The following is a 13,533-nucleotide window of genomic DNA, read 5'->3' as shown; positions in this document are numbered from 1 at the left end:
CGAATTGCCACTCTTCGGTGATCCTGGCGGGGTTTTTCCATTACGTGTTCGGGCCGCCCCACCCGACTACCGCTGCGGGGGCAGGCCGTCGACGGGCCTCCCCAGCACACCCGGCCGCCGCTGCCACGGCCGCGGTCCGGACGGCGGCCGGTAGCCGACCCCCAGGGCGTCAAGTCGCCGGTAGTGCACCGCCATCCGCCGCTCGAAGTCCGGGAAGTCCCGTTCGACCGGTTCGGGCAGCGCGCTCCACGCCACCTCCGCGAAGGCCGCGAGCCTCGGGAACGCCTGGTAGTCCACGCGCGCGTGGTCCTCCATCACCTCGGTCCACACGTTGGCCTGGGTGCCCAGGACATGGCGGGCCTCCGACTCGTCCAGCTCGGGCGGGACCGGCTCGAAGCGGTAGACGTCCTCCAGGGTGCGCACGTAGCCGATCGGCACGGGCTCGTCCACGCCGGCGTCCTGCCGGTGGTCCAGGTACACGTACTGCTCCGGGCACATCACCACGTCGTGACCGGCCCGCGCGGCGGCGATCCCGCCCGCGTAGCCGCGCCAGGACGACACCGCCGCCCCCTCGGCCAGCCCGCCCTCCAGGATCTCGTCCCAGCCGATGAGCCGACGCCCGCGCGCGGCGAGCCACCGGTCGAAGTGGCCGATGAACCACGCCTGGAGCGCGTCCTCGTCGGCGAGCCCGAGCTCCTCGATCCGAGCCTGCGCGGCGGGCGACCCACGCCACTGGTCCTTGAGGCATTCATCACCCCCGACATGGACGAACCGTGAGGGGAACAGCTCCAGGATTTCTTCGAACACGCCCTCGCAGAAGCGCAGGGTGTTGTCAGTGGGGGCGAGTACGTTCGGAGAGATCCCCCAGTTGTCCCAGACGGTCAGGGAAGTGGTGTCGATGACGTCGGTGTTGCCGAGTTCCGGGTACGCGGCGATGGCGGCCTGCGAGTGTCCGGGTACGTCGATTTCGGGGACGACGGTGATATGCCGCTCGGCGGCGTAGGCGACGATCTCCCGGATGTCGTCCTGGGTGTAGTAACCGCCGTGCGGCTTCTCCTCCCACAGCGGCGAGGCACGATGGCCGATTTTCGTGCGGCTGCGCCAGGAACCGATCTCCGTGAGCTTCGGGTACCGCTCGATCTCCACGCGCCAGCCCTGGTCGTCCGTCAGATGGAAGTGGAGGACGTTGAGTTTGTGGGCGGCCATCAGATCCAGGTAGCGCAGGACGCCTTCCTTCGGCAGGAAGTGGCGGGCCACGTCGAGCATGAGTCCGCGCCACCGGAAGCGCGGACTGTCGTGCACGGTGACCGCGGGCACCTCCCATTCCCGCCGGCCGGAGACGGGCGCACGACGGAAGGCGTCCGGCCCGAGCAGCTGACGGAGGGTCTGGGCGCCCCAGAAGAGGCCCGCCTCGCTCGCCCCGTCGATGGCGAGGCGATGTCCGTCGGCGCTGAGGCGGTACGACTCGGGGCCGCCGAGTTCCTCCGCGAGCTCCGGGAGGATGCACAGGTGGATCCGGTTCCCGTCGCCGGTGCGCGGCGGCAACGGCAGACCGGTTGCCGCGCCGACGGTCGAGCGCAGCCACCGCGCGACCCGCTCGGTGCCGGGCCGCGCCTCGATCCCGGTCTCCTCGTCGATGACGTATCCGGCGCCGCCGCCGGGCAGGGAGTCCGACAGCCGGTTGGGGGCCGGGACCAGGGAGGTGCCGTATTCACTCATGCCGTCAGTCCTTCACCGCTCCGCCGGGGCCGGAGACGAGTCGTCGTGGAACGCGTACGAAGAGGAGCGGAAAAGCAGAAACATGATCAGCAAAGCGGTCCGGAAGGGGAAGCGGAATCGCGCCAGGGGGGCGCGGCGAGAAACGCGATCAAGGATGATGATGATCATGTGACCGCACCCCACGATCGCCCGTCGAGGAAATCGCGGCCGAATTCCCGCCGTTCGAACACGCACCTCCTTGCGCACGTTGCGGACGGCACCCGCATTCGCCGTGACACCACTCAGGAGGCTAGGGACTGCCCACCCACACCCACAAGAGGTCTAAACCATTCTGTGACCGGCGGACGCACTCCGCGCAACGGCGAAAGACGCGAAGACCCCCGGACGCGTCGGAACGCGCCCTGGGGGCCTTCGGAGGTCTGCTCGGGCCGGCGGCTGCCGCCTGCCTACTTGTCGTCACCCTTGCCCTGGTCGCCACCGGCGCCCATGGATTCGTAGATCTCCTTGCACATGGGACACACGGGGTACTTCTTCGGGTCGCGGCCCGGCACCCACACCTTGCCGCACAGCGCCACGACGGGAGTCCCGTCGAGGGCGCTCGCCATGATCTTGTCCTTCTGGACGTAGTGGGCGAAGCGCTCGTGGTCGCCGTCGCCATGGGACACCTGCGGCGTCGGCTCTACGAGGGTCCCCGTACCAGTCCCGCGCTCGGGCTCAAGAGTGCTCATATCAACAAGGGTACTGAAGCTCGCAGGCGTCAGTTGAGCGAAGGGTCGTCCGGGTACGTCGCCACCATCGCGAGTTCGCTGCGCTGGCGGCGCAGGACCTCGCGCCAGAGTCTTTCCGGGGACGGGGAGGAGACGTCGCCGGGTTCGGACTCGACGACGTACCAGGCACCCTCGACGAGCTCGTCCTCCAGTTGACCGGGGCCCCAGCCGGCGTAACCGGCGAAGATCCGCAGGGAGCCGACGGCGGAGGCGAGGAGTTCCGGCGGGGCCTCCAGGTCGACCAGACCGATCGCGCCGTGCACCCGGCGCCAGCCGAGCGGCGCGCCGTCGACGGAGGTGCCGCCGGGGATGACCGCGACGCCGAGGGCGGAGTCGAGGGAGACCGGGCCGCCCTGGAAGACGACGCCGGGTTCACCGGTGAGGTCCGCCCAGCCCTCCAGGATGTCACCCACGTCCACGGGGGTCGGACGGTTGAGGACGACGCCGAGGGAACCCTCCTCGTCGTGGTCGAGAAGGAGCACGACCGCACGGTCGAAGTTCGGGTCCGCCAGGGCGGGAGTGGCCACGAGCAGCCGCCCTGTGAGCGAGGACACCTCGGTCATGCCAGACATGATCCCGCATCTTCCCTTGGAGTGGGGAGGCAATCGGCGTTCGCGAGTGAACGCAGCTCAGGCACCCCGCGTGCGCCGCCGGAGCACGGCGGGCGGTGGTGACCCCATGTGCCCGTGAAGAAACGGTTCGTGTTGTGACACAGCTATGACGTACCTGGGTGGTCCTCAGGCTTACAGAAGGGGGGTGCGCGGCGATTACCCTTTCCCTCCTGGCCCCTGCCCCACTCATCGGAACGCGAGATACATGACCGTCAACGACGATGTCCTGCTTGTCCACGGCGGAACCCCGCTGGAGGGCGAGATCCGTGTCCGCGGTGCGAAGAACCTCGTGCCGAAGGCAATGGTCGCCGCGCTGCTGGGCAGTGCGCCGAGTCGACTGCGCAACGTTCCGGACATCCGTGACGTGCGTGTCGTACGCGGCCTGCTGCAGCTGCACGGTGTGACGGTCCGTCCGGGTGAGGAGCCGGGCGAGTTGGTGATGGACCCCTCGAACGTCGAGAGCGCGGACGTCGCCGACATCGACGCGCACGCCGGTTCGAGCCGTATCCCGATCCTGTTCTGCGGTCCGCTGCTGCACCGGCTCGGACACGCCTTCATCCCGGGTCTCGGCGGCTGCGACATCGGCGGCCGGCCGATCGACTTCCACTTCGAGGTGCTGCGGCAGTTCGGTGCCCGGATCGAGAAGCGGGCGGACGGGCAGTACCTGGAGGCGCCGCAGCGGCTGCGCGGCACGAAGATCCAGCTGCCGTACCCGTCGGTCGGCGCGACGGAGCAGGTGCTGTTGACGGCGGTCCTCGCGGAGGGTGTCACCGAGCTGTCGAACGCGGCCGTGGAGCCCGAGATCGAGGACCTCATCTGCGTCCTTCAGAAGATGGGCGCCATCATCGCGATGGACACCGACCGCACGATCCGCATCACCGGTGTGGACCAGCTCGGCGGCTACAACCACCGCGCCCTCCCGGACCGCCTGGAGGCCGCCTCCTGGGCGTCCGCCGCGCTGGCGACCGAGGGCAACATCTACGTCCGCGGCGCCCAGCAGCGCTCGATGATGACGTTCCTGAACACCTACCGGAAGGTGGGCGGTGCGTTCGAGATCGACGACGAGGGCATCCGCTTCTGGCACCCCGGCGGGCAGTTGAAGTCCATCGCCCTCGAAACGGACGTGCACCCCGGCTTCCAGACGGACTGGCAGCAGCCCCTGGTGGTCGCCCTCACGCAGGCGACCGGCCTCTCGATCATCCACGAGACGGTCTATGAGTCCCGGCTGGGCTTCACCTCCGCGCTGAACCAGATGGGCGCGCACATCCAGCTCTACCGCGAGTGCCTGGGCGGCTCCGACTGCCGCTTCGGCCAGCGCAACTTCCTGCACTCCGCCGTCGTCTCCGGCCCCACCAAACTCCAGGGCGCCGACCTGGTCATCCCCGACCTCCGCGGCGGCTTCTCCTACCTCATCGCCGCCCTCGCCGCCCAGGGCACGTCCCGCGTGCACGGCATCGATCTGATCAACCGCGGCTACGAGAACTTCATGGAGAAGCTCGTGGAGCTGGGTGCGAAGGTCGAGCTCCCCGGCAAGGCGCTCGGCTGACCCCACCCCCATGACCCCGGCCCGAAGCCACACACCTCCCGGCCGGGGGCCCGGGGGGGGGTGACCCCCGGGCAGACACAGCATGGAGAAGCTCGTGGAGCCGGGCGCGAAGGCCGGGGCTCCCCGGCAAGGCGCTCGGACGGACGAGAGCCTCGTGCACAAACGCCGATGGGGCGGCCACCCGGATCCGGGTGGCCGCCCCATCGGCGTTTGTGCTGTGCGCCCCGAAAAGGGGCGCGGGGAACTGCGCGGCCAGCCACAACCGGCCCGCAGTCGCCCGGCGCTCTCAGCGGAGCGACTACTTACCCTTGGCCGCTTCCTTGAGCTTCGAGCCCGCGGAGACCTTCACGCTGTAGCCGGCCGGGATCTGGATCGGGTCACCGGTCTGCGGGTTGCGCGCGGTGCGAGCGGCACGGTGGGTGCGCTCGAAGGTCAGGAAGCCGGGGATGGTGACCTTCTCGTCGCCCTTGGAGACGATGTCGCCGACGACCTCGGCGAACGCGGCCAGCACGGCGTCGGCGTCCTTGCGGGTCACCTCGGCGCGGTCGGCCAGCGCGGCCACCAGCTCACTGCGGTTCATGTTGTTACTCCCGTGTTCTTCTTGCCGTTGAGGCGTGCCACGCGGCGGAGCCGCATGGTGGGCACAGCGAAGCCGATGCTGCCAGGGTCCTCTGACAGTCCCCGGAGCCGGGTCCGTCGTCAGACCCTCGCGCCCAGGGACGCATCCTGCCCCTACCTGCGGCGGGAAAGCCAATCCGGCACCCGCAGGAGTCGCCAGAACACCCCTGGGAGTCACACGAAAAGCGCCACTGCCTCGGTGTGGTGACGCTCCGGTTCCTCCCGGCAGCGGACCGCAAGGCCCTGAGGACCTGAGCCTGGCCGCCACGATAGAGGGCGGCTCGAGACCCCTGGTTCCACGACGCGCCGATGCCCGGCCAGTCGTGGTGATCCTCACAACTGCGCGAATAAACCCTACGGGCGAGCCTACGACGCCGTCGGCGCCGCCGCTCCGACGGCCTTCGCGGCTTCCCGCACGGCGCCGGCGACGGCACCGGCGACCTTGTCGTTGAAGACGCTCGGAATGATGTAGTTCGGGTTCAGCTCGTCCTCGGTCACGACGTCGGCCAGCGCCTTCGCGGCCGCCAGCATCATCTCGGTGTTGACCGTGCGGGACTGCGCGTCGAGCAGACCGCGGAAGACGCCCGGGAAGACCAGCACGTTGTTGATCTGGTTCGGGAAGTCGGAGCGACCGGTGGCCACGACCGCGGCGGTCTGGCGGGCGATCGCCGGGTCGACCTCGGGGTCGGGGTTCGCGAGCGCGAACACGATCGCGCCCTCGGCCATGGCGGCCACGTCGTCGCCGTCGAGCACGTTGGGGGCGGAGACGCCGATGAAGACGTCGGCGTCGCGCACGGCCTCCTTCAGCGTGCCGGTGAGGTTCTCCGGGTTGGTGTTGTCGGCGATCCAGCGCAGCGCCGAGCCGGGGGCGGCGTCGACGAGGTCCTCGCGGCCGGCGTGCACGACGCCGTGGATGTCGGCGACGACGGAGTTCTTGACGCCCGCCGCGATCAGCAGTTTGAGGATGGCCGTGCCGGCCGCGCCGGCGCCCGACATGACGACCCGGATGTTCTCAATCGCCTTGCCCGCGACGCGAAGTGCGTTCGTGAGCGCGGCGAGGACGACGATCGCCGTGCCGTGCTGGTCGTCGTGGAAGACGGGGATGTCGAGGGCCTCGCGCAGCCGGGCCTCGATCTCGAAGCAGCGGGGGGCGGAGATGTCCTCGAGGTTGATGCCGGCGAACCCGGGGGCGATGGCCTTGACGATCTCGACGATCGCGTCGGTGTCCTGGGTGTCCAGGCAGATCGGCCAGGCGTCGATGCCGGCGAACCGCTTGAAGAGGGCCGCCTTGCCCTCCATCACGGGCAGGGCGGCCTTGGGGCCGATGTTGCCCAGGCCCAGCACGGCCGAGCCGTCCGTCACGACCGCAACGGAGTTGCGCTTGATGGTGAGGCGGCGGGCGTCCTCGGGGTTCTCGGCGATCGCCATGCAGACGCGGGCCACACCCGGGGTGTAGACCATGGAGAGGTCGTCACGGTTGCGGATGGGGTGCTTCGACGCCATCTCGATCTTGCCGCCGAGGTGCATCAGGAACGTACGGTCCGAGACCTTGCCCAGCGTGACGCCCTCGATGTGGCGGAGCTGCTCGACGATCTCGTCGGCGTGCGCGGTCGAGGTGGCCGCGATGGTCACGTCGATCCGGAGCTTCTCGTGCCCGGAGGCGGTGACGTCGAGGCCGGTGACCGAGCCTCCGTGGGACTCGACGGCCGTGGTGAGCTGCGAGACCGCGGTTCCGCTGGCGGGCACCTCCAACCGGACCGTCATCGAGTAGGAGACGCTGGGCGCCGTTGCCATGGCCGACTTCCTCTGCTTTCACCTGTGACGCTGGATGTGCGGTCCGATCGTCGCACCTACCGCCGAGTACGCGGTAGCCGCCGTGGATTGCGAACGTTTTGTTCTCAACAGAAGAGGTCCACGTCACATCGTGACGTGGACCTCTGCTCATGCTCAATGGCACCGACCCGCCATGCTCGCCTCGCGGCAAGTGGTCGCTCGTAGCGACGAAGGTTGGGCCCGGGGGCTTGGATCGGGCCGGTGCCACATCCAGGCTAACAAACAGATCCCGTAAGGCCATTCCCGTGCGGGGAGTTCATTTGAATCAGTCTCTGAGCAGGTCCGGAACCCCCGCGGCGTCCGGTTCGTCCCGCTCCCCCGAGACGACCGTGAGCTGCTGGGTGGCCCGGGTCAGGGCGACGTAGAGGACCCTGAGGCCGGCCGGGGACTCGTCGGCGATCTCGGCCGGGGAGACGACCACGGTGGCGTCGTACTCCAGGCCCTTGGCCTCCAGGCTGCCCAGGGCCACCACGCGGTCGCCGAGGCCGGCGAGCCAGCGTCGGGCCTCCTCGCGGCGGTTCATGGCGACGACGACGCCGACGGTGCCGTCGACCCGTTCCAGCAGGCGCTCGGCCTCCGCGCGGACGGTGGCGGCAAGGGTGTCCGCCACGGCCCTGAAGCGTGGGACCACTCCGGTGGACCGCACCGCCGACGGGGCCTTGGCGCCGGGCATGGCCAGGGCCAGCACCCTGGCCGCGAGCTCGGCGATCTCGGCGGGGTTGCGGTAGTTCACGGTCAGCTCGAAGCGGCGGCGCGGGCGGGTGCCGAGGGCCTCGTCGCGGGCCTCGGCCGCCTCGTCGGGGTCGGACCAGGAGGACTGGGCCGGGTCGCCGACGACCGTCCAGGTGGCGTGCCGGCCGCGGCGGCCGACCATGCGCCACTGCATCGGTGTGAGGTCCTGGGCCTCGTCGACGATGACGTGCGCGTACTCGGTGCGCTCCTGCGCCAGCCGCTCGGCCCGCTCGCGCTGCGACTCCTCGCGTACGGGCATCAGCTCCTCCAGGCCGGTGAGCTGGTCGAGCGGGTCGAGATCACGCCGCTTCCTGGGGCGGGCCGGGGTGCCGAGGATCGCCTGGAGCTCGTCCAGGAGGGCGATGTCGTGCACGGAACGGCCGTCGCGCTTGAGGGAGCGGGCGACCTTGCGCACCTCGCCGGGGTTCAGGATCCGGCGGGCCCAGCGGCCGAGGCGCCGTTCGTCCGCCATGGCGTCCAGGACGGCCGCGGGGGTCAGCTCGGGCCACCAGGCGTCGAGGAACGCGATGAAGGAGTCCTCGGAGGTGATGTCCTCGTCGAAGGAGGAGCGCAGCTCCGCGGCGAGCTCGGGGTCGGAGTGCCGGCCGTTGGCGCCGGAGCGCTCCCACAGGGCGTCCAGGAGCAGCTTGCGGGCACGGGGGCGCAGCAGGTTCACGGGCGCGGTGCCGCCGAGCGCGGCCTGGCGGATCCGGGCCAGCTGGTCGGCCTCCAGCTCCAGACGCCGCCCGAACGCGACGACGCGGAGCCGGGTGGGCGGTCCGGCGGGGGCGCCCGTGTCGAAGGCGAGCTGACCGTCCGCGAAGGAGCCGGCCGCGGTTCCCGGTCCCAGTTCCAGCGCCCCGCGTGCCGCCTTCCGGAGCACCTTCAGCATGCGGTACGAGCCCTTGGCGCGGGCCACCGCCGGGGAGTCGTACTGGGTCGCTTCCGCGCCGTCGACGAGGGAGCCGATGGCGCGGATGGCGACCTGGCCCTCCTCGCCGAGGGAGGGCAGGACGCCCTCGGTGTAGGCGACCAGCAGCGGGGTCGGGGAGACGATCAGGATGCCGCCCGCGTAGCGGCGCCGGTCCTGGTAGAGGAGGTAGGCCGCGCGGTGCAGGGCGACGGCGGTCTTGCCGGTGCCGGGGCCGCCCTCGACGTAGGTGACGGACGCGGCGGGGGCCCGGATGACGAGGTCCTGCTCGGCCTGGATGGAGGCGACGATGTCGCGCATGGTGTGGCTGCGGGCCTGGCCGAGGGCGGCCATCAGGGCGCCGTCGCCGATGACGGGCAGTTCGCCGCCGTCGAGGAACGCCTTCAGCTCGGGGCGCATCAGGTCGTCCTCGACGCCGAGTACCTTGCGGCCCTTGGAGCGGATGACCCGTCGGCGCACGACCCGGCCGGGGTCGACCGGGGTGGAGCGGTAGAAGGGGGCGGCCGCCGGGGCCCGCCAGTCGATCACGAGCGGGCTGTAGTCGGCGTCGAGGACGCCGATGCGGCCGATGTGCAGGGTCTCGGCGATGTCGGCGGTGTTGTCGGGGCGGACCGCGCCCTCCGCCGGTTCCACCGCGGTGTAGGCGCCGTCCGGCCCCTTCTTGCCGTCCTTGCCCCGCAGCAGGTCGATCCGGCCGAAGAGGAAGTCCTCGAACTCGTTGTTGAGCCGGTTGAGGTGGACGCCGGCCCGGAACACCTGTGCGTCCCGCTCGGCGAGCGCGCCGGGCGTGCCTACCTGGCCGCGTTTGGCCGCGTCGTGCATGAGGAACTCGGCCTCGTGGATCTTCTCCTCGAGGCGCTGGTACACCCGGTCGAGGTGTTCCTGTTCGACGCTGATCTCCCCGTCACGAACGGAATCGTGAACCGGGTCGAGCGCGGTTTCCTGCTGAGCCTGAGCGGCCACCGGGCCCCCTTCTGACGTGCTGGGCAGCCGTCAACCGTACGCGAAGGGGGCCGGTGGAGGCGAGGGGCTTGCGGGGGCAGGCCCTACGCGTCGATCTGGACGAGTTTCTTGCCGTCGAAGTCGATGACCTCGAAGTGGTCGATCTGGTCGGGGGTGAAGGCGGCGCCGCCCTGGACGTAGAGCGGGTTCTTGGCCTGTTCCGTCTTGGCGCCGGGGAGGCCGTAGCCCCATTCCGGGACGGCCCAGGTGGAGATGGTCTCGCGCTCGCCGTTCTTGCCGACGGCGATGAGCGAGCACTTGTTCGGTCCGGCCACGTTGTTCAGCTTGACCACGGCCTCCGTGCCCCAGGCCTTCTTCTCCATACCGACGGTCGCGGTGACCTTGGTGGAGGGGTCGGTACCGGAGACCTTCGCGGGCAGCTTGTCGAAGACCGACTGGGCGGAGCTCGCGCCCGCCTGGACCGCCGTGCCGCCGCCGCTGTCGCCACCGCTCGCCGCCATGGCCGCGAGCGGGCCGGCGATGATCAGCGCGACCGAGGCCGCGAGCATGAAGAAGGTGCGCCGACGCTTCTGCGTGCGCTGGACGACGACCTCGTCGACGAGCTTCTCGGCCATCCGTGGGGCGGGCTTGGCGGACAGGGACTCACCGATGGTGGGTGTGCCGGAGCCCGGCAGGTCCGCGAGGGCGGCCAGCATGGGTTCCATCCCGGCGAGCTCGTCGAGCTGCTGGGCGCACCACTCGCAGGTGGCGAGGTGTGCTTCGAAGGCGGTCGCCTCCGCGTCGTCGAGGATCCCGAGGGCATAGGCGCCGACGGTCTCGTGCTCGTTCGGAGCCGGAGATCCCTGCTGCATGGGGCCAGACATACCCGAACCGCCTGTTCCGAATCCCCCGTAAACGCTCATCACGCCGTCACCCCCCGCTCTTCCAGAGCAAGCTTCATCGACCTCAGGGCATAGAAGACCCGCGAGCGGACAGTGCCGCTGGGTATCCCCAGCGTCTGCGCCGCCTCGTTGACGGTACGCCCCTTGAAGTACGTCTCGACGAGCACCTCCCGGTGAGCCGGGGTCAGGTCGTCGAGTGCGTCCGACAGCGTCATCAGCCACAGCGCCTTGTCGATCTCGTCCTCCGCGGGGATGACCTCCAGCGGCGACGGGTCGACCTCCTGCGGCCGGGCCTGCCGGCTTCGGTGGCCGTCGATGACGATGCGGCGAGCGACCGTCACCAGCCAGGGGCGTACCGATCCGGTCGCTCGATTGAGCTGACCGGCGTTCTTCCAGGCACGGATGAGCGTCTCCTGCACGACGTCCTCGGCGCGCTGCCGGTCTCCGGCAACCAGGCGCAGGACATAAGCGAGCAGCGGTCCCGCGTGCTCTCTGTAGAGGGCACGCATCAGCTCCTCATCAGGTTCCGAGGGCTGGGACATGCGATGTCGGGCCCTCGTTCCACGTTCATTGGCCACGACGGAATCTTTGCGCACGCCCACCTCCGATGTCCGGGGGTTCCCCCTGCCGGTCGCTCAACACCGGGTACGGACGGGGGCGGTGGGGTGTTCAAAGTGACAGGACACTTTTCTTCGTGGTGACGTGACGAGGGGGACATGGGTGCACATACTCACCGCTTCTTCTTTACATTTCCGCCACGCTGGCAAGTTGGAGCGCGCTGCCCCTACGCCGCCGTAACCAAACGGAGTGTTATCGAAATCACTTCGACGGTCGCTCCACAGAAGCCGCATACCGGGCACCCAGGAAGGCGTACGGCCGTGCGCATACCCGTAGTTGGGGTCGCTCAAGCGCGTGAGAGGGCCACTCGACGGCGGTGCCGGGCCACTCTTTCCCGGTTTCCGCAGACCTCGCTGGAGCACCATCGGCGCCTGCGGCCCCGCGAGGTGTCGACGTACACAATGGGGCAGTTGTCCCCTTCGCACTGACGCAGCGCGGCGCGGGTGGCGGGGTCGGTGAGCAGTTCCACGGTGTCCCGGGCGACGGCGGCGAGCAGCGCGGCGCACCCGGGTGGGCCGGCCAACTCGCGTACCAGCGACCCGTCCTCGCTCCGTACGGCGAGGGGGGCCGGGGGCGCGGCACGGGCGAGGTCGTTGACGCGGGTGAGGGCGAGGTCGTGGGCATCCGTCCGGGTCTCGGGCGGCGCCGCCGGGCAGTGCACCAACAGGCCGACGATGCGGCGCAGTTCCTGGAATCCGGCGAGCCAGGAGGCGTCGGCGTGGGCCAACGCCGTGCCGGCCGGGACGAGTCCGGAGCCGGTGATCCAGGCGCGCAGGGGCGGCAGGGAGTCGAGGTGTTCGAAGGGGTGGGTGGTCGCGAGCAGATCCAGGCAGATCCGCCCGGCGTCGAACCGCAGCTCGTGCGGGGCCGTGGCCGTGCCCAGTGCCATGTGCCTTGTCACCGCCTAGGGGTTGCCCCGGGGGGAAGGGACCAGTGAGAAGGGCGGGAAGAACCGTTGCCTTCTTACAGTGCCTGCCCGCTGGCGCGGCTGGAACCCCTCGTACGCGCGGCGGGCGCCTTCCGGGGCGTCTGATGCTCAGCCACCGGCACCCGTGCACGGACTCCCTAGGCGTCGGCGTACTTCGACTCCGCCACCGGGTCCAGTGCCAGGCGGTAGCCCCGCTTCACCACCGTCTGGATCAACTTCGGGGCGCCCAGGGCCGTACGGAGGCGGGCCATCGCCGTCTCCACGGCGTGCTCGTCACGGCCCGCACCGGGCAGCGCGCGCAGCAGGTCGGCGCGGGGCACCACCCAGCCGGGCCGTCGGGACAGCGCCCGCAGCAGGGACATCCCGGCCGGCGGCACCGGCTTCAACTCACTGTCCACCAGGACCGCGTGCCCGCGGATCTCCACCCGGTGCCCGGCGATCGGCAGCGACCGTGCCCGGTTCGGGAGTTGCTGGCACAGCAGCTGGACGAGGGGGCCGAGCCGGAATCGCTCGGGCTGGACCGTGTCGATGCCCCGGGACTGCAGCGGTAGCGCGGTCACCGGGCCGACGCAGGCCGGCAGCACGTCGTGGTTGAGGGCGGCGAGCACCTCGGACAGCAGTCCGCGCTCCTCGGCCCGGGCGAGCAGGGACACGGCGGCCGGCGCGCTGGTGAAGGTGATCGCGTCGACGCCGCGCGAGACGGTGGCGTCCACCAACCGGTCCAGGGGTGAGAGGTCCTCGGGCGGCATCCACCGGTATACGGGCACCCCGACGACCTCCGCGCCACCCTCCCGCAGCGCCTCCACGAAACCGGGCAGCGGCTCGCCGTGCAGCTGGACGGCGACCCGGCGGCCCTCGACGCCCTCCTCCAGCAACCGGTCGAGCACCTCGGCCATGGACTCGCTGGACGGCGACCAGTCCTCGGTCAGCCCGGCGGCCCGGATCGACCCCTTCACCTTGGGGCCGCGGGCCAGCAGTTCCACCCCGCGCAGCCGCTCCAGGAGCGTCTCGCCGAGCCCCCAGCCCTCGGCGGCCTCGATCCAGCCCCGGAAGCCGATCGCGGTGGTCGCCACCACGACGTCCGGCGCCTGGTCGATGAGGTCCTTGGTGGCGGCGAGCAGCTCACCGTCGTCGGCGAGCGGCACGATGCGCAGGGCCGGCGCGTGCAGCACCGCCGCGCCGCGCCGCTGGAGCAGCGCCCCGAGCTCGTCGGCCCGGCGCGCTGCCGTCACTCCTACTGTGAACCCCGCGAGGGGGCCGTGTTCCGGTCGCTGCTGTTGCTCGTACATCACACTCGTCCCGCTCGAGTTCATGGCGCCTACATGCCGAACGAGCCTGTCAACGGTCCGTGACAGGCTCGGTTCGGCTTCATGTCGCCGGTGTTAC

General features: G+C 70.5%; 12 protein-coding genes. 1 reads left to right on the top strand and 11 read right to left on the bottom strand.

The features are described 5' to 3' along the window. Window positions 1-66: 66 nt before the first annotated feature. The 4 genes from IG99_RS18410 to IG99_RS18400 form a co-directional block, all read right to left on the bottom strand. Entirely contained in the window at window positions 67-1,719 is a 1,653-nt protein-coding gene (locus tag IG99_RS18410; RefSeq protein ID WP_037675351.1) for a beta-N-acetylhexosaminidase, read from the bottom strand. A gap of 12 nt (window positions 1,720-1,731) precedes the next feature. Beyond that, on the bottom strand, window positions 1,732-1,887 hold the full coding sequence (locus tag IG99_RS48765) for a hypothetical protein (RefSeq protein WP_158973198.1): 156 nt from the start codon (window positions 1,885-1,887) through the stop codon (window positions 1,732-1,734). A 278-nt stretch (window positions 1,888-2,165) separates the two neighbouring features. After that, window positions 2,166-2,447 carry a DUF3039 domain-containing protein gene (locus IG99_RS18405; RefSeq protein ID WP_078947780.1) on the bottom strand — a complete coding sequence of 94 codons (282 nt, stop codon included), beginning with the start codon at window positions 2,445-2,447 and terminating at the stop codon, window positions 2,166-2,168. 29 nt (window positions 2,448-2,476) lie between these two features. Next, entirely contained in the window at window positions 2,477-3,049 is a 573-nt protein-coding gene (locus tag IG99_RS18400; protein WP_037675348.1) for a YqgE/AlgH family protein, read from the bottom strand. Window positions 3,050-3,302: 253 nt separating this feature from the next. Here IG99_RS18400 and murA point away from each other — a divergent pair, with 253 nt between their 5' ends. Then, window positions 3,303-4,643 carry a UDP-N-acetylglucosamine 1-carboxyvinyltransferase gene (murA, locus tag IG99_RS18395; RefSeq protein ID WP_037675345.1) on the top strand — a complete coding sequence of 447 codons (1,341 nt, stop codon included), beginning with the start codon at window positions 3,303-3,305 and terminating at the stop codon, window positions 4,641-4,643. A 298-nt stretch (window positions 4,644-4,941) separates the two neighbouring features. Here murA and IG99_RS18390 read toward each other — a convergent pair whose 3' ends face one another. The 7 genes from IG99_RS18390 to IG99_RS18360 form a co-directional block, all read right to left on the bottom strand. Next, on the bottom strand, window positions 4,942-5,223 hold the full coding sequence (locus tag IG99_RS18390) for an HU family DNA-binding protein (RefSeq protein ID WP_004000874.1): 282 nt from the start codon (window positions 5,221-5,223) through the stop codon (window positions 4,942-4,944). Window positions 5,224-5,627: 404 nt separating this feature from the next. Beyond that, the gene (locus IG99_RS18385; RefSeq protein ID WP_037675343.1) at window positions 5,628-7,055 is read right to left on the bottom strand and encodes an NAD-dependent malic enzyme; all 1,428 of its coding nucleotides are present in this window, start codon (window positions 7,053-7,055) and stop codon (window positions 5,628-5,630) included. A gap of 304 nt (window positions 7,056-7,359) precedes the next feature. Continuing rightward, entirely contained in the window at window positions 7,360-9,720 is a 2,361-nt protein-coding gene (locus IG99_RS18380) for a HelD family protein (protein ID WP_037675342.1), read from the bottom strand. Window positions 9,721-9,803: 83 nt separating this feature from the next. Then, window positions 9,804-10,571: an anti-sigma factor family protein gene (locus tag IG99_RS18375; protein ID WP_234311884.1), complete on the bottom strand. Its 768-nt coding sequence runs from the start codon at window positions 10,569-10,571 to the stop codon at window positions 9,804-9,806. A 50-nt stretch (window positions 10,572-10,621) separates the two neighbouring features. Further along, entirely contained in the window at window positions 10,622-11,203 is a 582-nt protein-coding gene (locus IG99_RS18370) for a sigma-70 family RNA polymerase sigma factor (RefSeq protein ID WP_078947779.1), read from the bottom strand. Between the two features lie 302 nt (window positions 11,204-11,505). Further along, window positions 11,506-12,108, bottom strand: a complete 603-nt coding sequence (locus IG99_RS18365) for a CGNR zinc finger domain-containing protein (protein ID WP_037675338.1) — start codon at window positions 12,106-12,108, stop codon at window positions 11,506-11,508. Window positions 12,109-12,284: 176 nt separating this feature from the next. After that, on the bottom strand, window positions 12,285-13,436 hold the full coding sequence (locus IG99_RS18360) for a uroporphyrinogen-III synthase (RefSeq protein ID WP_037675336.1): 1,152 nt from the start codon (window positions 13,434-13,436) through the stop codon (window positions 12,285-12,287). Between the last annotated feature and the right edge of the window lie 97 nt (window positions 13,437-13,533).

It is taken from the genome of Streptomyces griseus subsp. griseus (genome assembly GCF_000720255.1).
GTDB classification, from domain to species: Bacteria; Actinomycetota; Actinomycetes; order Streptomycetales; family Streptomycetaceae; genus Streptomyces; species Streptomyces griseus_I.
This window is presented reverse-complemented; position numbering and strand designations above follow the sequence as displayed.

Bases quoted from the DNA above. Each gene is read 5' to 3' on its own strand.
- IG99_RS18410 (WP_037675351.1), bottom strand. From the start codon at position 1,719: ATGAGTGAATACGGCACCTCCCTGGTCCCGGCCCCCAACCGGCTGTCG.
- IG99_RS48765 (WP_158973198.1), bottom strand. From the start codon at position 1,887: ATGATCATCATCATCCTTGATCGCGTTTCTCGCCGCGCCCCCCTGGCG.
- IG99_RS18405 (WP_078947780.1), bottom strand. From the start codon at position 2,447: ATGAGCACTCTTGAGCCCGAGCGCGGGACTGGTACGGGGACCCTCGTA.
- IG99_RS18400 (WP_037675348.1), bottom strand. From the start codon at position 3,049: ATGACCGAGGTGTCCTCGCTCACAGGGCGGCTGCTCGTGGCCACTCCC.
- murA (WP_037675345.1), top strand. From the start codon at position 3,303: ATGACCGTCAACGACGATGTCCTGCTTGTCCACGGCGGAACCCCGCTG.
- IG99_RS18390 (WP_004000874.1), bottom strand. From the start codon at position 5,223: ATGAACCGCAGTGAGCTGGTGGCCGCGCTGGCCGACCGCGCCGAGGTG.
- IG99_RS18385 (WP_037675343.1), bottom strand. From the start codon at position 7,055: ATGGCAACGGCGCCCAGCGTCTCCTACTCGATGACGGTCCGGTTGGAG.
- IG99_RS18375 (WP_234311884.1), bottom strand. From the start codon at position 10,571: ATGCAGCAGGGATCTCCGGCTCCGAACGAGCACGAGACCGTCGGCGCC.
- IG99_RS18365 (WP_037675338.1), bottom strand. From the start codon at position 12,108: ATGGCACTGGGCACGGCCACGGCCCCGCACGAGCTGCGGTTCGACGCC.
- IG99_RS18360 (WP_037675336.1), bottom strand. From the start codon at position 13,436: ATGTACGAGCAACAGCAGCGACCGGAACACGGCCCCCTCGCGGGGTTC.